21 protein-coding genes and 1 riboswitch are annotated in these 24,710 nt (G+C 35.9%); of the genes, 2 read left to right on the top strand and 19 right to left on the bottom strand.

Annotated elements, in window-relative coordinates; all coding sequences use genetic code 11:
• The first annotated feature begins 58 nt into the window (after positions 1-58).
• A complete protein-coding gene (locus tag ACFO5O_RS08480; protein ID WP_387962794.1) occupies positions 59-727 on the top strand; it encodes a hypothetical protein in 669 nt (222 codons plus the stop codon).
• 44 nt (positions 728-771) lie between these two features.
• Here the strand turns inward: ACFO5O_RS08480 and ACFO5O_RS08485 are convergent, their stop codons facing one another.
• From ACFO5O_RS08485 to ACFO5O_RS08500, 4 genes are read right to left on the bottom strand one after another with little or no spacing between them, the layout of a single operon-like run.
• Positions 772-1,854 carry a chorismate mutase gene (locus tag ACFO5O_RS08485; RefSeq protein WP_387962796.1) on the bottom strand — a complete coding sequence of 361 codons (1,083 nt, stop codon included), beginning with the start codon at positions 1,852-1,854 and terminating at the stop codon, positions 772-774.
• Positions 1,855-1,885: 31 nt separating this feature from the next.
• Entirely contained in the window at positions 1,886-2,737 is an 852-nt protein-coding gene (locus ACFO5O_RS08490; protein WP_387962798.1) for a prephenate dehydrogenase, read from the bottom strand.
• A complete protein-coding gene (locus tag ACFO5O_RS08495) occupies positions 2,734-3,879 on the bottom strand; it encodes a pyridoxal phosphate-dependent aminotransferase (protein ID WP_387962800.1) in 1,146 nt (381 codons plus the stop codon). Before ACFO5O_RS08495 ends, ACFO5O_RS08490 begins: the two co-directional genes overlap by 4 nt.
• Positions 3,876-4,703 (bottom strand): prephenate dehydratase, encoded by an 828-nt coding sequence (locus ACFO5O_RS08500; protein ID WP_387962802.1) that lies wholly within the window; start codon positions 4,701-4,703, stop codon positions 3,876-3,878. Before ACFO5O_RS08500 ends, ACFO5O_RS08495 begins: the two co-directional genes overlap by 4 nt.
• A 281-nt stretch (positions 4,704-4,984) precedes the next feature.
• On the opposite strand from ACFO5O_RS08500, the gene gldA reads away from it, so the two are divergent.
• Entirely contained in the window at positions 4,985-5,881 is an 897-nt protein-coding gene (gldA, locus tag ACFO5O_RS08505) for a gliding motility-associated ABC transporter ATP-binding subunit GldA (RefSeq protein ID WP_387962804.1), read from the top strand.
• Here the strand turns inward: gldA and ACFO5O_RS08510 are convergent.
• From ACFO5O_RS08510 to thrA, 15 genes are all read right to left on the bottom strand, one after another.
• Entirely contained in the window at positions 5,878-6,630 is a 753-nt protein-coding gene (locus ACFO5O_RS08510) for a head GIN domain-containing protein (RefSeq protein WP_387962806.1), read from the bottom strand. The genes gldA and ACFO5O_RS08510 overlap by 4 nt on opposite strands.
• The gene (locus ACFO5O_RS08515) at positions 6,627-7,721 is read right to left on the bottom strand and encodes an acyloxyacyl hydrolase (RefSeq protein WP_387962808.1); all 1,095 of its coding nucleotides are present in this window, start codon (positions 7,719-7,721) and stop codon (positions 6,627-6,629) included. Before ACFO5O_RS08515 ends, ACFO5O_RS08510 begins: the two co-directional genes overlap by 4 nt.
• 36 nt (positions 7,722-7,757) lie before the next feature.
• Entirely contained in the window at positions 7,758-8,711 is a 954-nt protein-coding gene (gene metF, locus ACFO5O_RS08520) for a methylenetetrahydrofolate reductase [NAD(P)H] (RefSeq protein ID WP_387962810.1), read from the bottom strand.
• Positions 8,712-8,715: 4 nt separating this feature from the next.
• The gene (gene metH, locus ACFO5O_RS08525) at positions 8,716-11,391 is read right to left on the bottom strand and encodes a methionine synthase (RefSeq protein WP_387962812.1); all 2,676 of its coding nucleotides are present in this window, start codon (positions 11,389-11,391) and stop codon (positions 8,716-8,718) included.
• A 27-nt stretch (positions 11,392-11,418) separates the two neighbouring features.
• Positions 11,419-12,420: a homocysteine S-methyltransferase family protein gene (locus ACFO5O_RS08530; protein WP_387962814.1), complete on the bottom strand. Its 1,002-nt coding sequence runs from the start codon at positions 12,418-12,420 to the stop codon at positions 11,419-11,421.
• 51 nt (positions 12,421-12,471) lie between these two features.
• Positions 12,472-12,589, bottom strand: a riboswitch (SAM riboswitch).
• 57 nt (positions 12,590-12,646) lie between these two features.
• A complete protein-coding gene (cysM, locus tag ACFO5O_RS08535) occupies positions 12,647-13,537 on the bottom strand; it encodes a cysteine synthase CysM (protein ID WP_387962815.1) in 891 nt (296 codons plus the stop codon).
• A complete protein-coding gene (epsC, locus tag ACFO5O_RS08540; protein ID WP_387962817.1) occupies positions 13,534-14,265 on the bottom strand; it encodes a serine O-acetyltransferase EpsC in 732 nt (243 codons plus the stop codon). The genes cysM and epsC overlap by 4 nt, the downstream gene beginning before the upstream one ends.
• 61 nt (positions 14,266-14,326) lie before the next feature.
• Entirely contained in the window at positions 14,327-15,376 is a 1,050-nt protein-coding gene (locus tag ACFO5O_RS08545; protein WP_387962818.1) for an NAD(P)/FAD-dependent oxidoreductase, read from the bottom strand.
• A complete protein-coding gene (locus tag ACFO5O_RS08550) occupies positions 15,369-15,965 on the bottom strand; it encodes a precorrin-2 dehydrogenase/sirohydrochlorin ferrochelatase family protein (RefSeq protein WP_387962820.1) in 597 nt (198 codons plus the stop codon). The genes ACFO5O_RS08545 and ACFO5O_RS08550 overlap by 8 nt, the downstream gene beginning before the upstream one ends.
• Positions 15,966-15,975: 10 nt before the next feature.
• Entirely contained in the window at positions 15,976-16,767 is a 792-nt protein-coding gene (gene cobA / locus ACFO5O_RS08555) for a uroporphyrinogen-III C-methyltransferase (RefSeq protein WP_387962822.1), read from the bottom strand.
• Positions 16,760-18,853, bottom strand: a complete 2,094-nt coding sequence (locus ACFO5O_RS08560) for a HEPN domain-containing protein (RefSeq protein WP_387962824.1) — start codon at positions 18,851-18,853, stop codon at positions 16,760-16,762. The genes cobA and ACFO5O_RS08560 overlap by 8 nt, the downstream gene beginning before the upstream one ends.
• A 9-nt stretch (positions 18,854-18,862) precedes the next feature.
• On the bottom strand, positions 18,863-19,489 hold the full coding sequence (locus ACFO5O_RS08565) for a phosphoadenosine phosphosulfate reductase domain-containing protein (protein ID WP_387962826.1): 627 nt from the start codon (positions 19,487-19,489) through the stop codon (positions 18,863-18,865).
• Positions 19,490-19,589: 100 nt separating this feature from the next.
• The gene (locus ACFO5O_RS08570; protein WP_387962828.1) at positions 19,590-19,997 is read right to left on the bottom strand and encodes an RrF2 family transcriptional regulator; all 408 of its coding nucleotides are present in this window, start codon (positions 19,995-19,997) and stop codon (positions 19,590-19,592) included.
• A 25-nt stretch (positions 19,998-20,022) separates the two neighbouring features.
• Positions 20,023-21,192: an O-succinylhomoserine sulfhydrylase gene (locus ACFO5O_RS08575; RefSeq protein WP_387962829.1), complete on the bottom strand. Its 1,170-nt coding sequence runs from the start codon at positions 21,190-21,192 to the stop codon at positions 20,023-20,025.
• Positions 21,193-21,257: 65 nt separating this feature from the next.
• Positions 21,258-24,653: a bifunctional aspartate kinase/homoserine dehydrogenase I gene (gene thrA, locus ACFO5O_RS08580; protein WP_387962831.1), complete on the bottom strand. Its 3,396-nt coding sequence runs from the start codon at positions 24,651-24,653 to the stop codon at positions 21,258-21,260.
• Between the last annotated feature and the right edge of the window lie 57 nt (positions 24,654-24,710).

Genomic DNA, 24,710 nt, shown 5'->3' on the forward strand with positions numbered 1-24,710 from the left:
CTTTTCGTATTAAGAAAAAGAGTATCTTCGATTGTTAATTTTAAATTATAGTCACTATATGAAAAAACTTCTTTTATCCGTTTTGTTTTTATCGGTAATTGGCCTTGTACAGGCGCAAACAAATTTGTATGAAAATCCAGAATTTGACAAAATAGCTGAGTCTCATAAAATTATAGCTATTGTCCCATTTAAAACACAGGTCAAACTCCGTCCGAAGCAGATGAAGGATATGACCACTGAGCAATTGCAGCGTATAGAACGCTCTGAAGGTGAGAGTATTCAAAGTGCCATGTATTCATGGTTCCTGAAGCGAAAAAAACGTGGCGATCTTCAAAATTTAGAAATTCAAGATCCAAGAATTACGACTGCCATGTTGAAGAAACAGAATATCGATTACGATAATATTATGGACTTTACACCCAAGGAATTGGCAAACTTTCTTGAAGTTGATGCTGTAATTTCAGGTGAATTTGAAACCGATAAGCCAATGTCTGAAGGTGCTTCTGTCGCTTTAGGATTGCTTATTGGGTTTTGGGGAAACACAAATAGTGCAACCATTAATATGAGTGTTCATAATGCCGAAGATGGTGTTTTACTATGGAATTATAACAAACAAGTTCGGGGAAGTCTAGGAAGTGACTCTGAAAACTTAATTAACACATTGATGCGAAAAGCTTCAAGACGTTTGGCCTATACAAAGCACAGTAAAAATGATGATGATAATTAAATAAAAAAAGAATAAAAAAAAGGCTCGCAAATGCGAGCCTTTTTTTATTGATTAATAATCTTTTCCTGATGGTTGATAGATTCTTGATGAATAGCTTTAAACATTTTGAGAATAAACTCTTCGCTTAATCCTTTCTCTTCACCTTCGAGAACCATTTTTCCTAAAATCTCATTCCAACGTTTACTTTGTAAAACGGCAACATTCTTTTGTTTTTTAAGTAACCCAATGCTGTCGGCAACTTTCATACGTTTCCCTAAAACTTCAATAATTTGGTTATCAATCACATCAATTTGAGCTCTCAAGTTATTTAAACTTGTATTATACTCTGCTTCAGGATCGGTTTCTTTTCTGATTTTTAGATCCTTCATAATCTGAACCAACGCCTTTGGTGTTACCTGCTGTGCGGCATCACTCCAAGCTTTATCTGGGTCGTTATGGGTTTCAATCATCAATCCATCAAAATTAAGGTCTAAAGCGGTTTGCGATACATCAAAAATCATATCACGTTTTCCTGTTATATGCGACGGATCGTTAATTAACGGTAGATCAGGAAACTTGGTCTGCAATTCAATGGCTAATTGCCATTCTGGATTATTTCGATATTTGGTTTTTTCATAGGTTGAAAATCCTCTATGGATAACACCCAATTTTTTGATGTCTGCTGAAGCTAATCGTTCAATTGCCCCCAACCATAATGGCAAGTCAGGATTTACCGGATTTTTCACCAAAACTATTTTATCAGTTCCTTTTAAAGCATCAGCTATTTCTTGTACAATAAACGGGCTAACGGTTGATCTAGCTCCTATCCAAAGCAAATCGATATCATGCTCTAAAGCCAATTCTACATGGGCTTTATTGGCAACTTCAGTAGCGGTTTTTAAACCGGTTTCTTCTTTAACCTTTTGCAGCCATTTTAAGCCTAAAGCACCGACACCTTCAAACATTCCTGGTCGTGTTCTAGGTTTCCAGATTCCTGCTCTATAATAATTTACATCTGTATCCTTTAACTGATGTGCAATGTCTAACACTTGGGCCTCAGTTTCGGCACTACACGGGCCTGCTATTACTAAAGGGTGACTCAATTTTAAATCATCCAACCACGATCTCAACTCTTTTTTATTTTCCATAATCTAATTTTTAAACCTGTTGGTTTTATTACTAATTTATTCCGTTTAAAATATCTTTTATATGATTTGTATTTTTCATTTCGTTATAAATGGCCTCAAAATCATCGGCATGTATATATTCTTTGAATTTAGTTAGGTTAGCGATGTAGTCATCTAAAACTTCTAGAACATTTGCTTTGTTTTGCTTAAAAATTGGTGTCCACATTTCAGGAGAGCTTTTGGCTAACCTCACTGTACTTTCAAATCCACTGCCAGCCATATCAAATATGTCGCGTTCGTTCTTTTCTTTTTCAATGACTGTTTTACCTAACATAAACGAACTAATGTGCGACAAGTGAGAAACATAGGCAATATGCTTGTCATGAGCTTCAGGATTCATATACCGAATACGCATACCCATTTCGCCAAAGAGTTTAAGGGCTTTTTCCTGTAACTTGAACGCAGTTTTTTCAACCTCGCAAATAATATTTGTCTTGTTTTTGTACAAGTTATGTATGGCTGCTTTAGGACCCGAAAACTCGGTTCCTGAAATAGGATGTGCGGCTAAAAAGTTTCTGCGTTTTGGATGCCTTTCAACAACTTTGCAGATATCCATTTTAGTTGAACCCACATCAATTACCAAACAGGTATCTGAAATTAAATCTAAAACTTTAGGCAATTCGATTACTGCAGCGTCTACAGGTATTGATAAAATTACAAAATCGGCTTGTTTTAAATCTTCATAAGTTGCTTTTGCATCAATGACTTTTAGTGCTAATGCTTCATCCAAATGATTTGAATTGCTGTCTATCCCAAATACGGATAGTTTTGGATGAATGGATTTTATATCCAAAGCCATGCTTCCGCCAATTAACCCAACACCTATTACGTATACATTTTTCATTTTACTCTGGATATTGCTTCTTCTATTTCTTCGCTTGAGGCACATAATGAAAATCGAATATAACCTTCACCGTTGCTGCCAAAAATGGTTCCTGGTGCAATAAATATTGAATTAACTTTAAGCACTCTTTCTATGAATTCTTCGGCTTTGGTGTTTTCAGGAAGTTTAGCCCAAACAAAAAGCCCTGTTGCATGTTTGTCATAAGTACATTTCAATGCATCAGCCAACTGCCAAATTAGGGCACGGCGTTGTTCATAAACACTGTTTAAACTCACATACCACATTTCAGAACAATTTAGAGCTTCTACTGCACCTTTTTGAATTCCGTAAAACATACCAGAATCCATATTGCTTTTCACTTTGATAATGGCATCAATATATTCCGATTTACCCATAACCATACCCACGCGCCAACCCGCCATGTTAAAGGTTTTACTTAACGAATTGAGCTCCAAACAGACATCTTTCGCGTCTCTATATTTTAAAATACTCCTTGGAAACTCGTTCAATACAAAACTGTAAGGATTATCATTAATAACTAAAATGTTATTGCGCTTTGCAAAGGCAATAATATCCTCAAAAAGTTTATTTGTTGCCGTTGCACCAGTTGGCATATGCGGATAATTAACCCACATTATCTTTACCTTACTTAAGTCTTTACTTTCCAAAGCCACCAAATCTGGATGCCAATGTGTTTCTTCTTTTAAATCGTAATAAACTGGTGTGCATCCCAATAATTTAGTTACAGAACTGTAGGTTGGGTACCCAGGATTTGGAATCAAAACTTCATCACCTTCATTTAAAAATGCCATAGAGATGTGCATAATTCCTTCTTTGCTTCCCATGAGTGGCAACACTTCAGTTTTGGGGCTTAAGGGTACATCAAAACGGGATTTATAAAAGCTAGCCATTGCTTCTCTTAATTCTGGCAATCCTTGGTAACTCTGATACTGATGTGCTTTTTGATCTAATAAGGCATCAGTTAAAGCACTTAACACACGCTGCGATGGCGCCAAATCAGGGCTTCCTATCCCCAGATTAATGATAGGTTTCCCTGCCGCTTTCAATAAAGCAACTTCTCTTAATTTTCTTGAAAAGTAGTACTCTTCAACTGTGTTTAATCTATTTGCACCTGTGATCATAGTCGGGCGTTTTTATATTCTCCTAAAATTTTAAAATCTTCAGCCATAATTTGCATAATGCTTTTCGCTTTATTAAAGTGCTTGTAATTATCAAAAGTGATATCAACAAAAAACGAATATTTCCAAGGTGTTTCAATTTTTGGTAAGGACTGTATTTTCGTTAAACTTAATTTACAATCGCTCATCACATTTAAAATTGAAGCCAAACTCCCGCGTTTATGTTCCAATTCAAATTTAATTGAAGCTTTATTGATTTCGTCATGGGATAATTCAGAATTTGCCGTTTTTACGATTACAAATCGTGTTTCATTATGTTTAATAGTTTGAATACTTTCAGCCAAAATATCTAATTCAAATAATTGGGCAGCTAAACCACTGGCAATTGCCGCAACACCTCTTAATTGCTTTAGTTGAATACGTTGTGCTACTTCGGCAGTATCCTTATCTTCAATGAGCTTTATGTGCGGATGTTTCTTAAAAAACTCTTTACACTGCAACAACGCCATTGGGTGTGAATACACTTCCTTAATATCTTTTATGGACTGGTTTGGCAATGCCAATAAATTGTGCTGTATATCTAAATAATGCTCCCCAATAATATGAAGTTGATGATTATCTATTAAGGCATAATTTGGTATGATCGATCCTACAATAGAGTTTTCGATGGCCATTATTGCCGCATCGCACGATTTATTGAGCAAACTATCTACGACCTTATCAAAGGTCAAACATTCATCAACTATTATGGTAGTATCAAAATATTGCTGGGACACTATATGATGAAATGACCCTTTAATTCCTTGTATGGCTACTGACTTTATCATAAAAAAAAATCTCGATTTTCATCGAGACTCCAGTTAAATTTATTTTGTATAAATTATACATACAGGGTCTCGTTTCTTCCGCTAAAAAAGAAATAAAACCAGTTGTAATATGTAAAATTTGTTGCTTTCATTGTTGTTATAAGTTGCTAAAGTAATTAATATTTTCACAAATCAAAATTGTTAAATTAGTTTTTTACATTTCTTTTTAAACTTTTAAAGATTAAGCAGTAACAGCTGTTGTAAATTATATAATTGCTATTTTTGAACAAATATTTTTCTATATGTCTATTGAAGTTGAACATCTCTCAAAAACCTACGGGCAACAAAAGGCACTTAACAAGGTTTCCTTTAAAATTAACAAAGGTGAAATTGTTGGATTTTTAGGGCCCAATGGGGCTGGTAAGTCTACCATGATGAAAATATTGACCAGTTTTATTCAATCTTCAGAAGGCTCAGCCAAAGTAAGTGAATACGATGTAGCTACCGAAACAAAAAAAGTACAGCAGATTGTTGGGTATTTACCTGAACATAACCCTCTGTATTTAGAGATGTATGTAAGGGAATATTTAGATTTCAATGCAGGTGTTTATAAAGTACCGAAGTCTAGAATTAATGAAGTGATTGAACTTACAGGCTTAACTCCTGAAGCACATAAAAAGATTGGACAACTTTCTAAAGGTTACAGGCAGCGTGTTGGTTTGGCAAATGCTTTATTGCACAACCCCGAAGTGTTAATTTTAGATGAACCCACAACAGGACTAGATCCTAATCAGCTAGTAGGTATTAGACAATTAATAAAAAGTCTTGGAAAGGAAAAAACAGTATTCCTATCTACCCACATTATGCAAGAAGTAGAAGCCATGTGCGATCGTGTCATCATTATTAATAAGGGTGAAATAGTTGCCGACAAAACACTTAAAGATTTAAGAGATCAAAAACAACAAACTGTTGTTGTTGAATTTGATTATCGTGTTGAGGATGCCTTTTTAAAAGCGCTTCCAAAAGTTACTTCTGTTGTAAACACCCATGATTTTGTATATGAAATCACCTTTTCAACATCTGAAGACATGCGCTCGCATGTGTTTGACTTTGCCCACGACAATAAGCTTAAGATTCTTCAATTAAATCAAAAAAATGCAAGTTTAGAGAGTTTATTTAGGGAATTAACCACCGACTAATCTCGGAATATGAGCTTACCAGTATAAAACTCCTGAACATCCACAATTGGTGGACGATTGAGTGAGATTACATCACCAGTACTTCTTATTTCACCCGTTAAGGATTGTTGGGGATTAATAATCATATCATTACTGCTTCGCTGAAAAATATTTATATTTTGAGCAATTAAGTTAGCGCCTTCAAATCGAACATTTCCTGAATAAAACCCAATTGTTAAATCATTCACAGCACCGCTTATAAATATATTAGACAAATTATTTACTACAATTCTTAATCTATCACTATTTACTTGAACATCAAAATCTCCATCGGTATGTGTGACTTCTGGCGAATTAAAATCTTCTGAAACCAACAGTAATGATGTATAGTTTAAAATTCCATTACTCCGCATAGTTAAACCTGAACTGTTTCTAATCTCGGTTAAATTTGGCGAGCTCACATAAACCTTGGTAATACCATAATCTCTGGTAAGGTTACAAGCATTATTATTGATTAAAATTAAGCGTCCATTTTCAACTTTTACCTCAATATCATTTAATAAATATTTCCCTGTCTCTACGGTAACTTGTTGTGAGGGTACATCGGTAACAATAAGTTCGATGCGTTCAAACACTGTAATTTTATCAAATGCCTCAACGGTAATTTCCTGCTGAATAATGTCACCTGCATTTTGAAAACAATCAGGAACATTTTCACCATTACAGGCTACGAGTAAGCTTAAAACTAGTATGTAAATTACATTTTTCATAAGCGTACTCCTATTCCAAATTCAACAGCTTCTGCTTTGGCGCCATGCGATTTTAAAGTTATGGCTCCAAAATACTTATCCCCAAAATAGCGCTTTAAACCAACACGATTATAGACTTGTCCTTCAAAATCGTAAGGATAATACACATAATATCCGAGTTGTGTTACTAAAGACATTTTGTTAATGAATAACTCATGACCTACAAAAAGCCCAACGCGTTTCCAATCTTCATCACCAGAGACATCAAATTCTGGAAATGCCACTGAATAGTAATAAATCAATTCTTTTAAAAAAGTTGAAAAAAACACATCAGCCCCAACTTGTATAGCACTTTTTCTGTTAATGCGTTTATCAGCATACGCTGATACGATATAAAATGGATACTGCCCAGTGTCATTAACATCACTTTCATTTAGGCCAGACCGGAAAACGAGATTATACTTAATCTTTTCTGTGAACTTATTATTTTCAGTTGATTCGATAAATTCTTCTTGTTTATTATAATCGAAAACATAATTTGCGCCTACATTAAACGTAAAGGTATTGGTTGAATTATTTGGCGCTTTGATATTGGCATTGGAATAATGAATGATAGAAATTCCTGCCTGAATACCAAATCCTTCAAACAAATTTTCCTTCTTATAATTTAGCATCACATAAGTTGTGCTTAACAGATCAGACCCATAAGCATTATTGATATAATTGTTTTCCTTGTCATATGGCTTGGTGGCATAGGCTATACCTTGACCAACCCTGAACATCAAATTTCGATTTAAAAAGTAAAAATTAAAATGGGCATACAAACTGTAATTTTCTCCCAAATAATAGTTTTTCAAATCTTGATGAATAAACGAAAATCCCCAATCGGGATAATTATAACGACTTTCCCAGTCCTTTAACCCATAGGTTTTTTTATTATAACTTAAAATGAAGCCTGTAGGATGGTCGGTAATTAAATGCGCAATATCTGGATTATGCTCTAATATGGTCCCATAAAAGTAGTTCACATCTAATGAAGTTCCATTTTCATGGTCTTGTGAATACATGACAGAAACCGATAAGCACAAAACGTAGGTTAAAAACTGCTTCATTTAGATAAATTGACAACCCCAAAGTTAGCAGAATAATTAAAACAGTTGCGATGCAATTGCTTTTATATTATCGCTTTTGCCCATGGAATAGTAATGTAAAACCGGTGCGCCAAACTCAAGAAGTTCTTTTGATTGCTGAATAGCCCATTCAATTCCGACCTGTCTAACGGCTTTATTATCCTTACATTTTTCAACTTCAGAAATCAGTTCTTCTGGCAAATCAATTTTGAAGACCTGTGGCAACAACTGTAAGTGACGCTTAACGGCAATAGGTTTTATTCCAGGAATAATTGGAACCTTAATCCCTTCTTTTTGAGCTACTTCAACAAACTTAAAGTAACGTCTATTGTCAAAAAACATTTGTGTCACCACATAATCAGCTCCTGCATCAACTTTTTCTTTCAATCGTTTTAAATCTGATTTTAGTGAGGGTGCTTCGATATGTTTTTCGGGATAGCCTGCAACTCCAATACAAAAATCGGCTTTGTCATCAGCTTCGATAACATCATGAAGGTACTTACCATTGTTCAAATTTTGTATTTGTTTTACCAGTTCGCAGGCATAAGTATGTCCACCATTTGCAGGTTCAAAATACTTTTGATGGCTCATGGCATCACCACGCAAAGCCATAACATTTTCTATTCCTAAATAATGACAATCAACAAGTAAATATTCGGTTTCTTCTTTTGTGAATCCACCACATAGTACATGAGGTACGGTATCTACATTATACTTGTGCTTAATTGCGGCACAAATACCAACGGTACCTGGGCGCATTCTTGTGATTTTTCGATCTAAAAGTCCATCTCTGTCAATGTAAACATACTCTTCTCTAGAGGTAGTGACATCAATAAAAGGTGGTTTGAAATCCATCAAAGGATCGATATTATTATAGAGTTCTTGAATACTATTCCCTTTTTTAGGAGGAATAATCTCAAAAGAAAATAATGTTTTTCCGTTGGCCTGTTTAATATGTTCAGTTACTTTCATAGTTTTAATCTGCTAAATTTGGGCTTAACCATTTTTCGGCTTCTTCATTACTTATGCCTCGCCGTTTAGCATAATCTTTTAATTGATCTTCTGTTATTTTACCAAGTCCAAAATACCTGGCTTCTTTGTTTCCAAAATAATATCCGCTAACGCTTGCGGCTGGCCACATGGCTAAGCTTTCGGTCAATTCTACCCCTATGGTTTCTTTGACTTGCAACACTTTCCAAATGGTTTTTTTCTCCAAATGATCAGGACAAGCAGGATAACCCGGAGCCGGACGAATACCTTTATAGCTTTCTTTTATCAACTCATCATTAGATAAATTTTCATCTTGGGCATAACCCCAGTGGGTTGTACGTATTTCTTTATGCAAATACTCGGCAAAGGCTTCGGCCAATCTATCGGCCAGAGCTTTTATCATAATGGAATTATAATCGTCGTGATTTGATTCGAATTGTTTAGCTAATTCTGCAGTTCCAAATCCTGCTGTAACACAAAAGCATCCCATATAATCTTGCTTTCCTGAATCTTTTGGAGCTACAAAATCGGCCAACGCAAAATTAGATACGCCTTCGCGCTTGTCTAATTGTTGACGTAGGGTTAAAAACGTTGACTTCACTTTTCCGTTTTCTTCATAAATTTCAATGTCGTCATCATTAACCGTATTGGCTGGAAACAGTCCAAAAACAGCTTTCGCTTGCAATAATTTTTCATTAAACACCCGTTTTAATAAGACTTTGGCATCTTTGAATAATTCGGAAGCTTGTGTTCCAACGACCGCATCGGTTAAAATATCTGGATACTTACCATGAAGGTCCCAGCTTCTAAAAAATGGACTCCAGTCTATAAAATCTTCCAGTTTGTTGATGTCAAAATCGTCAATAACTTGAACACCTAATTGGTTAGGCTTCACAATTTCTGTTGAATTCCAATCAATTTTAAATTTACGTTTTCTGGCATCTTCAAGGCTACAATAGTCTTTCTTTTTACCACGCTTTAAAAACTGCTCACGGAATTTTTCATATTCTTCACGAATTTGCTCTTTATAAATTCTACTATCTTTTTTAAGCAAATCTCCCACGACCGTTACAGCTCTTGAAGCATCATTAACATGAACTACCGTATTTGAATAATTGGGTGCAATTTTAACAGCGGCATGCGCTCTAGACGTTGTTGCACCACCAATAAGCAAAGGCACATTAAAGCCTTGTTTCTCCATTTCCTTGGAAACATAGACCATTTCATCTAATGACGGTGTTATAAGACCACTTAATCCAATAATATCTACATTTTCTCTTTTAGCCGTTTCTATAATTTTCTCTGGTGGGACCATGACCCCTAAATCAATAATCTCGTAGTTATTACACCCTAAAACTACACTTACAATGTTTTTACCAATATCGTGTACATCACCTTTTACGGTTGCCATTAAAACTCGACCAGCAAATTCTTGCTTACCATCCTTTTCGGCTTCTATAAAGGGTTGAAGATATGCCACTGCCTTTTTCATTACTCGTGCTGATTTCACAACTTGAGGTAAAAACATTTTTCCGCTTCCAAAGAGGTCTCCAACCACATTCATACCAATCATTAAATGGCCTTCGATCACCTCAATAGGTTTAGAAACCGATTGACGGGCTTCTTCAACATCTTCAATTATAAATGCATCTATACCTTTTACCAAACTATGAGTAATTCGATCTTGAAGTGCATCACTTCGCCATTCTAAAACTTTGGTAACATCTTCCTTTTTATCTCCTTTAACCGTCTCTGCAAAGTCCAACAATCGCTCTGTAGCGTCATCTCGTCGGTTAAATAATACATCTTCAACATGCGTCAATAAATCCTTCGGAATTTCATCATAGACTTCCAACATGGTTGGGTTTACAATTCCCATGTTCATACCATGTTGAATGGCATGATATAAAAATGCTGAATTAATAGCTTCTCGTACTACAGTATTTCCTCTAAATGAAAACGACACGTTACTCACTCCTCCAGAAACATTGGCATAAGGGAGATTTTCACGTATCCATTTAGTGGCCTTGAAAAAATCTAGAGCATTAAGTTTATGTTCATCCATACCTGTGGCAACTGGGAATATATTAGGATCAAAAATGATATCTTGAGGAGGAAATTTAACCTTATTGACCAAAATTTCATACGAGCGTTTACATATCTCAATTCGTCTATCCAAAGTATCGGCTTGTCCTACTTCATCAAAAGCCATCACTATTACAGCAGCACCATAACGCTTTACTAGTTTTGCTTGTCTTATAAACTCGGCTTCTCCTTCTTTTAAACTTATGGAATTTACTACAGATTTCCCTTGAACTACTTGTAACCCGGCTTCAATGATTTCCCATTTTGAACTGTCAATCATGATGGGCAAGCGAGCAATATCGGGTTCTGAAGCGATGAGATTTAAGAATGTAATCATGGCTTGTTTTCCATCCAACATGCCTTCGTCCATATTCACATCAATAATCTGTGCGCCGCCTTCAACCTGATCACGCGCTACTTCTAAAGCTTCATGATATTTGTCTTCTTTTATTAATCGTAAAAATTTTCGCGACCCTGTTACGTTGGTACGTTCTCCTACATTTATAAAATTACTTTCTGGTGTTACGATTAAAGGTTCTAAACCCGATAAAGTAAGATATTTATTTATTTTAGTCATCTCATTTGTTTCTTGGCAAATTCCGGTTTACACAGGAATTACAGTAGTCCTTGGTTTATACTTTTTAGCGACCTCGGCAATTTTTTTGATATGTTTGGGAGTTGTTCCGCAACAACCGCCTACAATATTTACCAATCCATCTTTTAAATAGTTTTTAATAAGCACTTGCATTTGTTCAGGTGTTTGGTCATATTCTCCAAAAGCATTGGGTAAACCAGCATTAGGATGTGCCGAAGTGTAAAATTCTGTTTCATGCGATAGTCGTTGTAAATACGGTTGTAGTTGATCTGCACCAAGCGCGCAATTAAACCCTACACTTAATAATGGTATATGAGAAATTGAAGTTAAAAAGGCTTCAACCGTTTGACCCGATAATGTTCTGCCAGATGCGTCTGTTATTGTCCCTGATACCATAATTGGGACATCTAGGTTTCGTTCTTCTTTTACTTGATCAATTGCAAACAAAGCGGCTTTAGCATTTAGCGTGTCAAAAATGGTTTCAACCAAGAGCACATCAACGCCACCATCAATAAGTGCTTCAACCTGCTGCTTATAGGCTACCCTCAAGTCTTCAAAGGTTACAGCACGATATTCTGGTCTATTGACATCAGGAGATAAACTTGCCGTACGGTTAGTTGGGCCAATACTACCTGCCACAAATCGGGGTTGATCTGGATTTGCAATTGTAAACTCATTGGCCACTTGTTTAGCTATTTTAGCAGATTCATAGTTGAGTTCATAAACTAATGCTTCCATGTTGTAATCGGCCATTCCAATAGTTGTCCCTGAAAAGGTGTTAGTTTCAACAATATCTGCTCCTGCCTCAAAATACTTACGATGCACCTCTGCTATTGCCTTTGGTTGTGTAAGAGACAGCAAATCATTATTGCCTTTTAATGAAGTTGGATATGTTTTAAACCGTTCACCACGATAATCTTCTTCAGAAAAATTATAACGTTGCAACATGGTTCCCATGGCACCATCGAGAACTAAAATTCGGTTTTGTAAAGCGTCTATAATTGTTGACATTTCTTTAATTTATATTAAAAATGTCATCAGGAAAGTAAAGGAAATTACTTGTGGTTATCTGTCTTAACACCGAAAATATATCAGTAAAAAGTAGAATTTAGCACCTTCTTTGTATAAAGGGTTGCCAAGGCTTCACCGGGTCTATTCCCTCTGCCTTTCGTGATAACATCATTATTTGTATGAACTAGGGTGCGAAATTAAGGTATAAATAATTTATAACCAATTTTTAGGCAAACAAATCTGAAGACAAATAGCGATCGCCGATATCACATATCACGGCAACTATTACGCCGCTTTCAATTTGCTCTGCCACTTTTAATGCTACTGAAACAGCACCACCACTACTCATCCCAGCAAATACACCTTCTTCTTTTGCCAATCTATTCGCAGTTATTCTCGCATCATCTTCACTAACCTCAATAATTTGATCTACTTTATTTCTATCAAAAATTTTAGGAAGGTACTCTTCTGGCCATTTCCGAATTCCTGGAATTTTAGCATCATCTTTAGGTTGGGCGCCAACAATAGTTATCGCTTTATTTTGTTCTTTTAAAAATGTAGACACTCCCATAATTGTTCCTGTAGTTCCCATGGCCGACACAAAATGGGAAATTTCGCCATTGGTATCTCGCCATATCTCTGGTCCTGTTGCTTTATAATGGGCTTTCCAATTATCATCATTTCCAAATTGGTTGAGCATAAAATAGCCTTTTTCCTTTTCTAACTTAACGGCTAAATCACGAGCGCCTTCAATGCCTTCATCTTCAGAAGTCAAAATTAATTCAGCTCCATAAGCACGCATGGTTTTGATACGCTCTTCGGTTGAATTTTCAGGCATAATCAAGATCATTTTCAATCCTAATAACTGTGCAATAAAAGCTAGAGCAATTCCCGTATTACCACTTGTGGCTTCTACCAAAGTGTCCCCTTTTTTGATATCCCCACGTTTAAGAGCTTCCGAAATCATATTAAATGCAGCACGATCCTTAACACTACCACCAGGGTTTTTTCCTTCCAATTTTAAGAATAATCGAACACCTTTTTTAGTAATAATATGCTTCACCTCAATAAGTGGCGTGTTTCCTATTAGGTCGGTTATGGATTGGCCTTTAATCATTTATTTCGGGTACTGATTTTAATTTCTGATTGATAGGTCACCAATGAATTTTCTGGAACAGATTCGGTAATCCAAACATTTGCTCCAATGATGCTATTAGCGCCAATAGTTATATCACCGCCCAGAATTGTGGCATTTGCATAAATAGTTACATTATCTTCAATCGTTGGATGACGTTTAGTTTGAGACAAGCTTTTTTTAATAGATAGTCCTCCTAAAGTAACCCCTTGATATATTTTCACGTTGTTTTTTATGATAGAGGTTTCCCCGATTACAATTCCAGTACCGTGGTCGATAAAAAAAGAATCTCCTATAGTAGCTCCTGGATGAATATCGATTCCTGTTTTACCATGAATGCATTCGCTCATCATTCGTGCAATTACAGGTAAACCAAGTTTAAATAATTCATGGCTTAATCTGTGAATAGCTATGGCATGAAATCCAGGATAGGCTAAATAAATTTCTTCGAGGCTTTTGCAGGCCGGATCGTTTTGCTCTGTAGCCAAGGCATCCAATTCAATTTTTTGTTTGATAGTTGGCAATTGTTCTGAAAATGATTTCCAGAGTAATTCCCCTTTTTTAGTAGAAAGTTCAGAAAGCACTTTCAAAAACAAGTTTTCAAGTGCAGCTATTTCTTCTGCTTCCTTATCGGCATCATCAAACAGTGCATAAAATAAACGTTTGGTAAAATCTGCAATATCATCTTTTAGTCGAAGCTTGTAGGCCATAAGTATATAATTCAATCACCCAAAATTAATTTTTAATCTTAATTTAAGTCAAAATTAAACGTTAATTTATAGCTTGAACTACTGCTTTAGGTGCTTCTTTTCGTGTACCATCGAACCCATCTATACCACTAACCGTTGTATATTTCAACACATACTTCTTACCTGGATTTATGATTTTATAAGCTGATTGACACATTAACGTAGCTTCATGAAAACCACAAAGAATCAATTTTAGCTTGCCTTCGTAGGTGTTAACATCACCAATGGCAAATACTCCAGGGATATTGGTTTGGTAATCTAATGTATCCACTTTAATGGCATTTTTTTCGATTTCAAGTCCCCAATCACCAATAGGACCAAGTTTTGGAGACAACCCGAATAATGGAATAAAATGATCTGCTTCTAAAAGGATTTTTTCATCTCCTGAAGTAATCGTTACACCATCTAATTTTTTATTGCCATGCAAGGCAGTAACTTCGGCTGGTGTTACAAGATTTATTTTTCCGAGTAATTTTAATTCCTGAACTTTTTCAACAGAATCTAAAGCACCTCTGAACTCATTTCGTCGGTGAACTAAAGTAACTTCAGAAGCTACATCTGCCAAAAAGATGCTCCAATCTAATGCAGAGTCTCCACCACCAGAAATTACTACTTTTTTGTCGCGATATACTTCCGGGTCCTTAATGAAATACTCCACACCGCGATCTTCGTAGTAAGCAATATTTTCAATTAATGGCTTTCTTGGTTCAAATGAGCCTAGACCTCCAGCAATTGCCACAATTGGCGCATGGTGTTGTGTGCCTTTATTTGTGGTTACAATAAAACTTCCATCGGTTTGCTTCTCAATAGTCTCGGCGCGTTCGCCCAATGTAAAACCTGGCTTGAACTGTTTGCCTTGTTCTAATAGGTTTTTAGTTAAATCGCCCGCCAATATTTCTGGGAAACCAGGAATATCATAAATAGGTTTTTTAGGGTATATTTCAGAACATTGCCCTCCTGGTTGTGGCAATGCGTCAATTAAATGGCATCTTAATTTTAATAATCCAGCTTCAAATACCGTAAATAATCCTGTTGGTCCTGCTCCTATGATGAGTATATCTGTTTTAATCATGGTGGGCTTCTTTTTTGTTAATTAATCCTTTGGTGAATTCATTGAGTGTTTGCACTTTCTCTTCAAAATCACCTTTTATCGTTTTTCTGTATTCATTTAAATTTTTCACCAAATCATCAATATGTTCTGGTATCACGTCTTCAAAAAATTGACGTAAGCGTTTAGCGGTTGTAGGCGATTTACCATTAGTTGAAATCGCTATTTTAACATTGCCTTTGGTCACAATTCCACCCATATAAAAATCACAATATGGTGGATTATCAGCTACATTAACCAAAATATTTTGGGCTCTACAATCATTATACACTTCAATATTTATATCTGGTTGATTAGTGGTGGCAATTACAAGATGTTTTCCATTTAAATAGGTCCTGTTATAATAATCTTCAACCACTTCAACATTAAATTGCTTGGCTAAATTCAACGTGTTTTCTCTAAACATTGGTGCTACAAGTGTCACTTTAGCATCGGGGCTTGACTTTAGCAAGAAGTGTAACTTTTCTTCAGCGACGCTTCCACCTCCAACAATAAGAATGTGAAGACGTTGTGCTTTTAAAAAAATTGGATATAGATTATTTCGTTCTTGCATTTGTTTTCATTTAATGTGATTCTGATAAATAGCCCGAATAATCATTCACTTCATTACATATTGAATTTAATTTCGTGCGTTGTCTCACTACTTCGCCAATAACAATAATGGCTGGATTTGAGAGCTGTTGCGCTTTTACAATTTCACAGATAGTTTCAACTGTTCCCAATCCTATTTTTTCTTCTTTTGTTGTTCCATTTTGAATAATTGCTACCGAAGTTTGTTGTTTTCCTTCTGAAGCAAAAATTTCCATAATCTGATCTAATTTCCCCATTCCCATCAAGATTACAATGGTTGCTGTTGATTTGGCTGCCAAATTAATATCAGACGAGATTTGATGCGCTTTTGTTGTTCCTGTAATGACCCAAAAACTTTCTGAACTTCCTCGTTTAGTCAACGGAATACCTTGATAAGCCGGAACCGCCAAGGCTGATGAGATACCAGGAACCATGTAGGTCTCAATGCCAAATTGTTTGGCATAATCAATTTCTTCCGCACCGCGACCAAAAACAAATGGATCGCCTCCTTTTAAACGTACCACATGCCCATGACTTTTTGCCCTAGACACTATTAACTCATTAATTTGCTCTTGTTGATAGGCATAACATCCTTTTCGCTTTCCTACAAAAATGAGTTCAGCATTTGGAGACGCATAGTCCAATAACACTTCATTAATGAGCGCGTCATATAAAATTACATTGGCCGCTTCAATAGTTTTTATGGCTTTAAGCGTGATCAATTCTGGATCTCCAGGACCTGCCCCTACCACGGTTAACTTTGGTATGATATATTCTTTAGACATTGACTAATTCTTGGGTTCTAAAAGTTTCAATTGTATCAAAAAAGCTAACCGATAAATCCGCATAATGTCTCGCAAATGCTTCGGTAGGTTCATTTTGTTTGATTTGATATACCAAATCATGAAAGCTTGTATTCAAACTGATCTTACCAGCATCAACAAAAGTTTCATCAAATTGGCTTATGATATTGGCCTGCGTATTTGTGCTCACGTTTTCAGATAATAACAAAGCTTTGGCTCCGTTTACAAATGCCGTATAGGTATGATAAATAGCATCAGACCATTTTTGGTCTTCAAAAGCATCACTTGCTAAATCCAGTTTTTCTTTGGCTTCTAATAATAAGGTCTGAACCAAATCTATAACTACGCCTGCACATTCACCAACACCAACGGCTTGAATATAGTTGGACGAATTTCCCCAATCTATAAAATCACTATCGGTTAAATTTTCAACGTCAGACAAATTTACCAAAATGTCGTAAAAATAGCGTTGTTCCTTTCTATCGTAATAGTCTAAAAAAGACTCATTATCATTGGCATTTACTTTAAAATCATCTAATAGGGTTCTTAAAGCTTGAGGCCCGCGTTTAGCCGGAAGTTTAATTACCTTATCAGCAAAACGTCCCTGACCATTTCCGAGAACTCCTCCACCAAGTAATACCTGTACAGCTGGTGCCACTCGTTTGTCTTTGGTTCGAATAGACATTCCTTGAAATCCAATATGTGCCATATTGTGTTGACCACAAGCATTCATACAACCACTAATTTTTATGGTTATTTCAGTATTATTTTGGTAGTGCGGATATTCTTCTAATAAAACACGTTCCAACTCGGTAGCAAGTCCTGTACTACTTGCAATCCCTAAATTACAAGTGTCTGTTCCAGGGCAAGCCGTAATATCTGCTGTAGAGTTATAACCCAGCTGCGTAAAACCTAAAGTTTTTAATTCCTGATAAAAGAATGGTAATGATGCTTCTTTTACATGACGAATTAAAATGTTTTGTCGCAGAGAGAATCGTAGTTCATCTGCAGCATAATTTTTTATTAAATGCGCCAATTGTCGTGCTTTTTCAGTTGAAAAATCACCCAAATTTACTTTTATTCCAATGGCAAATAAGCCCTCTTGCTTTTGTGCAATCACATTAGATGTTTTCCAAGCCTCAAATTCGTTTGAATCAATAGTGACTTCAGGAACTGCTCGTTCTGAAACCTTAATTGGGGCATCAAATTGAGCGGTATCAATTGTAACTTCTTGATGTGACAAGGCTTTACTTTCTTCATTGATTAAAGCAATAAAATTATCTAAACCAATATCCTTAATCAAAAACTTCATTCTTGCTTTCAATCTTTTAGTGCGCTCCCCATGTCTGTCGAAAATACGCAGCACACTTTCGGTAACAGGAATAATTTTTTCTGTTGGAAGAAATTCATATAACACATCGGCATGTCTTGGTTGAGAACCTAATCCGCCACCAAGCATTACTTTAAAACCACGTTCACCATTTTCAATTTTTGGAATAAATCCTAAATCATGTATATAGCTTAAGGCGCTATCATCATCAGTTGCCGAAAATGAAATTTTGAATTTTCGACCCATTTCCTGACAAATAGGATTTCTTAAAAAGAATTGAAACACGGCATGAGCATAGGGTGATACATCAAATGGCTCGTTCACATCAATACCGGCAGTTTCACTTGCCGTTACATTTCTCACCGTATTACCACAAGCTTCACGAAGTGTAACATCATCCTTTTCCAGTTGAGCCCAAAGCTCTGGAGTACGATCCAAACTCACGTAGTGAATTTGAATATCTTGACGTGTAGTGATATGCAGTCGGCCCGTTGAAAACTCATCAGATACATCTGCAATGCGCAACAATTGGTCTCTGGTAACTTTTCCGTAGGGCAATTTAATTCGAATCATTTGAACGCCTTCCTGACGTTGCCCGTAAACTCCTCTGGCCAAACGCAGACTTCTAAAACGTTCTTCATCAATTCGCCCTTCTTTAAATAAACGAATTTTTCGTTCTAATTCAATAATATCCTTTTGAACTACCGGATTTTCTATTTCGGTTCTAAAACTTTGCACGGTCTTATTTTATTGTAAGTGTATACCACACTCTCGGTTTTTTAATGCTTTTATAGGATCGAAGTAGTCTTGGTTTTTTGGTAAACCGTGTACTTCTAAATAATTATCTAAATCATAATCAGTCCAATAATAAAACGGACTCACTTTTAAAATACCATCTTTGCTAAAACTTAAGATGTCTTTCTTGTTTCTATATTCGGTTTGACGAACTCTAATGTTAGTAAACCATAAATCGGGTTGATGCTCTTTTAAAGCTCTTCTAAACGGTTCTAATTTCACCACTTCTGAAAATTGAGAATGGTTATCGTTTTCCAAACTAGGTAAGCCAATAGTGGCATCGATTTCTTCTTTGGTTTTTAAAGATTTGTATTGATGAACATTTAAATTGAATTTCCCAATCAAATTGGCAGCATGTTCATAGGTACTAGGCTGGTTAAATAGAGTATCGCACCAAATCACTTTGATATTTTTATCATGTCTGGACATTGTACTTAAGAGTACCGCAGAGTAGATACCGAAACTTGTAGTTACAATTCGGTTATCGGTGATGCTTAAAGCCCATTGCACGATTTCGTCAGGTGTTTTATCGCGAAGTTGTTTGTTCCAAAATTCAATGTCAATATTCTGTTTTATCATAATGGTTTTATTATTAGTCCTATTATCCTATCGGTTTACTAGGATATAAATGCAAATTTAGAATTATTATTGAAACGACCATAGCTTTTTACGTTAAATTTTAGATTAAATCGGCTAAAGACCTATTATTAAAGATATTTAAAGTGCTGTCTCTCACCTCAATCATTAAATTATGAACGGCACAGGCATTCTCATCGGGGCAATCATCGCAAGTTTCGTAAAAATTCAAACTCACACAAGGCACCATAGCAATTGGGCCTTCTAGAATACGCATCACCGCCGACATTTTAATATCTTTTGGATCCTTTAAAAGGTAGTAACCTCCGCCTTTACCTTTTTTCGAGCCTAAAAACCCGTTTTTTCTTAAGGTTAACAAAATACTCTCCAAGAATTTTTGTGAAATGTTCTCACTTTTTGAAATAACTCCAATTTGAACAGGCTGATTATTTTCCTGTCTTGCCAAATAAGTCATAGCCTTTAGGCCGTATTTTGTTTTTTTCGAAAGCATCCCCAAAGATACTTATTTTTTGATTTTATTGTAATGCCTGATTTAAATCTGCAATAATATCATCAACATGTTCCAATCCTACTGAAACTCTTACTAAACCATCGGTAATACCAACTTCCAACCGGTCGTCTTCACTTAACTTACTATGCGTTGTAGACGCTGGATGTGTAACAATAGTTCTAGTATCGCCAAGGTTAGCAGAAAGCGAACACATGGTGATGGCATCTAAAAACTTTCGACCAGCTTCTACCCCACCTTTAATTTCAAATGCAACGACATTGCCTCCTAGTTTCATCTGCTTTTTAGCGATTTCATATTGAGGATGTGATTTTAAAAACGGGTATCTCACCAAATTCACTTTAGAATGACTTTCTAAATATTCGGCTACTTTAATTGCATTTTCACAATGGCGATCCACGCGAACAGCTAAAGTTTCCAAACTTTTTGAAAGCACCCAAGCATTAAAAGGTGACAAGGCCGGACCTGTATTACGTGAAAACAAATAGATTTCCCGAATCAAATCCTCGCTTCCAACAGTAACACCACCTAGAACCCGCCCTTGACCATCAATAAGTTTTGTCGCCGAATGGATAACCAAATCTGCGCCAAATTGAATTGGGTTTTGTAAATATGGTGTTGCAAAACAGTTATCAATGACCAACAATAGATTGTGTTTTTTGGCAATGCTGCCTAGTCGCTCCAAGTCGAGTATATCCACTGCTGGATTTGTAGGTGTTTCTGCGTATAAAATTTTGGTGTTGGGTTGAATTAAGCTCTCTATAGAATCAACTTCATTAACCTTAAAATAGCTAGTTTCTATATTCCATTTAGGAAGATATTTTGTGAACAAGGTATGCGTTGAACCAAAGACACTTCGCGCAGACACAATGTGATCACCAGAATTCAGTAAGGCAGCAAAGGTTGAAAACACAGCCGCCATTCCTGTTGCAAATGCATAACCAGCTTCAGCACCTTCCAATTTGCACATTTTATCAACAAATTCAGAGGTATTTGGGTTGGTAAATCGACTATAGATGTTACGCTCTTTTTCTTCAGCAAACGACGCTCGCATATCTTCAGCGTCATCGAATAAAAAACTAGAGGTTAGATATAATGGAACGCTATGCTCTGTAAACTGTGTGCGTTCTAATTGTGCTCTTATGGCTTCGGTTTCAAAATGTTTTTCTTTACTCATAATTTAAGTTATAAATGTTCTCGACTACCCTTCGACAAGCTCAGGGTGACATGGTTGGCCTGACATTAATTGATATGTTTTGACAATCTTAAAATGTCTCCAAAAACGCCTCGTGCAGTCACCTCAGCACCGGCACCGGCACCTTGAATCACAATAGGTTGTTCACCATACGATTCTGTAAAAATCTCAAAAATAGCATCAGAACCTTTAACATGGCCTAAAGTACTATCTTCAGGAATAGACACCAACTTCACTTCTAAATTCCCTTTATCTTTTGAAAGGTCACCCGACAAATCTCCCACATATCTTAATACGTGATCTTCCTGTTGTTTTTCTTTTATAGCTTGATACTTGTCATCCAAAACATGTAACTGTTTCAAAAAATCTTCAGTTGGAATATTTTGATAGGCTTCAGGAATTAGATTTTCAACCTGTACATCTTCAAATTCATTATGCAAATCTAGTTCTCTTGCGAGGATTAATAACTTTCTGGCCACATCATTGCCAGAAAAATCTTCTCTTGGGTCAGGCTCTGTAAATCCTTTATCTATTGTTTCCTGAACAATTGTACTAAAGGGTTTGTCTTGAACAGAAAAGTTATTGAACAGATAACTTAAAGTTCCTGAAAACACACCTCTAATACGTGTAATATTTTCACCAGATTCATGAAGCAGCTTTATGGTATCAATGAGAGGTAAGCCAGCACCCACCGTAGTTTCGTATAAATAATTTTTGTTGTTGTCTTTTAATTTATCGCGTAAAATGGTATAAAATGAATGTGAAATCGTGTTAGCAATTTTATTTGAAGACACTAAATCGAAACCTTCTTCAACCAGTGGAATATAATTTTGATAAAATTCAGAACTTGCCGTATTATCAACCGCAATTAAATTTTCCAAATGATGCACTTTAGCATAATCAATAATATCCTGAATAGTATAAGGTTGAGATGACTTCTGCAAGTCTTCTTTCCAATTTTTGGAAATTCCTTTTTTATTTAACACCAACTGTTTTGAATTGGCTATGGCAAAAATGTTTAAATTGATTGCTTTTCGGCGTTCAATTTCATCTTTAGATTTCAAAATTTGATTTATTAACGCTCCACCCACAAGTCCATGACCAAAAATGGCAATATTGATCTTTTTAGAAATCCCGAATATTTCACCATGAATTACATTCACAGCTTTATGAAGTTGGTCCTTCTTAACCACTAAACTCACATTACGACCAGTCACCGTATTATTGAACAAAAGTGGAGTAATCTGGTTTTTAATTAGAGCATTGAATGGCTTATGGAACGAACTCAATTCAATTCCTATTATAGAAATAACAGAGACGTCGTCTATCACATCAATTTTATTGACATCTTGAGAATAGAAGTCGTTTTCAAATTCTCGTTCTAAGGCTATAACGGCTCGAGTCGCCTTATTGGCATCAATAATCAGCCCAATGCCACGCTCTGAAGACCCTTGAGAAATAATGCTCACACTTATATCCTGATTGCTCAAAGCTTTAAAAATACGTGCGTCAACACCAACTTTACCCAAAAGGCCACGTCCTTCTAAATTTAAGAGTGCCACATTATCTAATACCGACAACGAGGTAACTTCCTTATTGCTTGGTCGAGCGGTAATAAGTGTACCTTCGTCATCAGGATTGAAGGTGTTTAAAATTCTAAGGTTGATATTTTTTTCAACTAAAGGAATTATGGTCTTGGCATGTAATATGGTCGTCCCAAAATTAGCCAGTTCATTTGCTTCGCTAAAAGACAATTCTCTTATTTTTTGAGCATCAGCAACCAAATCTGGATTAGCAGTATATATGCCATTAACATGTGTAAAATTTTGTAACTCTTCAGCATCTAAATAATTCGCTAATAAAGCCGCTGAATAATTACTACCATTACGACCTAAAGTTGTAGTCTCGTTATCTCTGTTAGAAGCTATAAAACCGGTGACAATATTTACAATGTCTCCATTAAAGGTTTTAAAATGCGCCCTTACCTTCTCTTTTGAAATATTTTGTATAGGCTTCGAACTGTTGAAATCGCCTTCAGTTTTTATCAAGGTTCTGGCATCAGTGGCATTTGCCTTTACACCGCTCTGAAGCAATAATGCCGATATTAATTTCACTGATAAAAGCTCACCATAAGCCAAAACTTCATTTTTAACCTTATCACTGTAATCGCCTAACAATTGCACGCCTTGAAAAATATTTTCTAAGGCCAAAAATTCTTCTTTAAAATCTATCGAAGGTAATGGCGCAGTTTGGTAAGCTTTAAAAGCTTCAAAGTCCTCTGTGTATGATTTCTTTTTTGATGCTCTTTTTAAGAGGTCTTCCAAATCATCTGTGGCATTTCCTCTGGCCGAAACAACGACGGCTATTTTTTCGCCTGCCTCTACCTTGCTTTTTATAATTGTTATTGATCGTTCAAGACCTTCACCGTTGGCTAATGATTTACCTCCAAACTTTAATACTTTCATTCTCTTGTTGACCGAATTTGGTCTAAATATGGGTTCAATAATTTTTTCAAGTTGTTCAAATTCAATTAAAAAGGCATCGTGACCATGATCTGAGTTAATCTCACTATAAGTCACATTAGGATGCGAAACCGCGAGCTTTTTTTGTGTTTCTCTGTTTTCTTCAGCAGTGAAAAACAAATCAGAATCAACACCAACAATGGCAATATTGGATTTAATAATGTCCAGCACATTTACGTTATCACCTTTTCCTCTGGTAACATCAATGGTTTTGAGTAACTGGTTCATTAGTTTATACGCCGAAAGCTGAAAGCGTTCTTGTAATTTCTTACCGTGATGCAGTAGCCAACTTTCAACATTAAAAATCTCAAGATCATCATTTTTACTACGTTGAAAGCGTTCCTTAAACGACTTTGGTGTGCGGTAACACAACATGGCGTGCATGCGCGCATCATGAACTGGATTATTGGAATTGACCAAAAACTGTTCTTGAATTTGGCAGTTGGCAATGAGCCAATCGGTCGACTTCCAATCAGTCGCAACAGGAATTAGGTATTCGGCCAATTTAGGTTTCAAAACAGCCATTTCCCAAGCAATTCCACCACCTAAAGAGCCACCAATCAGTGCAAAAAGTTTAGAGATTTGAAGCTTTTCTAGTCCGTTTATAAAAATCCTGGCTATATCTCGAGCTACAAAATCTTTGTAATTTTCGATTACAAAACCATCGTAACCATTACCTGGAATATTGAAGGCCAGTACCGTATAACTGTTGGTGTCTATAACCTTATTTTCACCAATTAAATCCGTCCACCAACCATTATCGCCAGCAACATTACTATTGCCTGTAAGTGCATGGTTAACTAAAACAATGGGAGCACTGTGCAAAGGCTTACCAAAAGTTTGATAGGATAATTGCAAAGGCAATTTAACACCACTTTCTAGTGTGAAATTATCAATTGATATGAATTTAAGTGCTTTCATGTAACTAAAAACAATAGATCAATAATGCTATAAAAGCGTACTTAAATAAAATATGTT

Source organism: Geojedonia litorea (assembly GCF_042654525.1).
Lineage (GTDB): Bacteria > Bacteroidota > Bacteroidia > Flavobacteriales > Flavobacteriaceae > Geojedonia > Geojedonia litorea.

Bases quoted from the DNA above. Each gene is read 5' to 3' on its own strand.
- ACFO5O_RS08480 (WP_387962794.1), top strand. From the start codon at position 59: ATGAAAAAACTTCTTTTATCCGTTTTGTTTTTATCGGTAATTGGCCTT.
- ACFO5O_RS08485 (WP_387962796.1), bottom strand. From the start codon at position 1,854: ATGGAAAATAAAAAAGAGTTGAGATCGTGGTTGGATGATTTAAAATTG.
- ACFO5O_RS08490 (WP_387962798.1), bottom strand. From the start codon at position 2,737: ATGAAAAATGTATACGTAATAGGTGTTGGGTTAATTGGCGGAAGCATG.
- ACFO5O_RS08495 (WP_387962800.1), bottom strand. From the start codon at position 3,879: ATGATCACAGGTGCAAATAGATTAAACACAGTTGAAGAGTACTACTTT.
- ACFO5O_RS08500 (WP_387962802.1), bottom strand. From the start codon at position 4,703: ATGATAAAGTCAGTAGCCATACAAGGAATTAAAGGGTCATTTCATCAT.
- gldA (WP_387962804.1), top strand. From the start codon at position 4,985: ATGTCTATTGAAGTTGAACATCTCTCAAAAACCTACGGGCAACAAAAG.
- ACFO5O_RS08510 (WP_387962806.1), bottom strand. From the start codon at position 6,630: ATGAAAAATGTAATTTACATACTAGTTTTAAGCTTACTCGTAGCCTGT.
- ACFO5O_RS08515 (WP_387962808.1), bottom strand. From the start codon at position 7,721: ATGAAGCAGTTTTTAACCTACGTTTTGTGCTTATCGGTTTCTGTCATG.
- metF (WP_387962810.1), bottom strand. From the start codon at position 8,711: ATGAAAGTAACTGAACATATTAAACAGGCCAACGGAAAAACATTATTT.
- metH (WP_387962812.1), bottom strand. From the start codon at position 11,391: ATGACTAAAATAAATAAATATCTTACTTTATCGGGTTTAGAACCTTTA.
- ACFO5O_RS08530 (WP_387962814.1), bottom strand. From the start codon at position 12,420: ATGTCAACAATTATAGACGCTTTACAAAACCGAATTTTAGTTCTCGAT.
- cysM (WP_387962815.1), bottom strand. From the start codon at position 13,537: ATGATTAAAGGCCAATCCATAACCGACCTAATAGGAAACACGCCACTT.
- epsC (WP_387962817.1), bottom strand. From the start codon at position 14,265: ATGGCCTACAAGCTTCGACTAAAAGATGATATTGCAGATTTTACCAAA.
- ACFO5O_RS08545 (WP_387962818.1), bottom strand. From the start codon at position 15,376: ATGATTAAAACAGATATACTCATCATAGGAGCAGGACCAACAGGATTA.
- ACFO5O_RS08550 (WP_387962820.1), bottom strand. From the start codon at position 15,965: ATGCAAGAACGAAATAATCTATATCCAATTTTTTTAAAAGCACAACGT.
- cobA (WP_387962822.1), bottom strand. From the start codon at position 16,767: ATGTCTAAAGAATATATCATACCAAAGTTAACCGTGGTAGGGGCAGGT.
- ACFO5O_RS08565 (WP_387962826.1), bottom strand. From the start codon at position 19,489: ATGATAAAACAGAATATTGACATTGAATTTTGGAACAAACAACTTCGC.
- ACFO5O_RS08570 (WP_387962828.1), bottom strand. From the start codon at position 19,997: ATGCTTTCGAAAAAAACAAAATACGGCCTAAAGGCTATGACTTATTTG.
- ACFO5O_RS08575 (WP_387962829.1), bottom strand. From the start codon at position 21,192: ATGAGTAAAGAAAAACATTTTGAAACCGAAGCCATAAGAGCACAATTA.
- thrA (WP_387962831.1), bottom strand. From the start codon at position 24,653: ATGAAAGCACTTAAATTCATATCAATTGATAATTTCACACTAGAAAGT.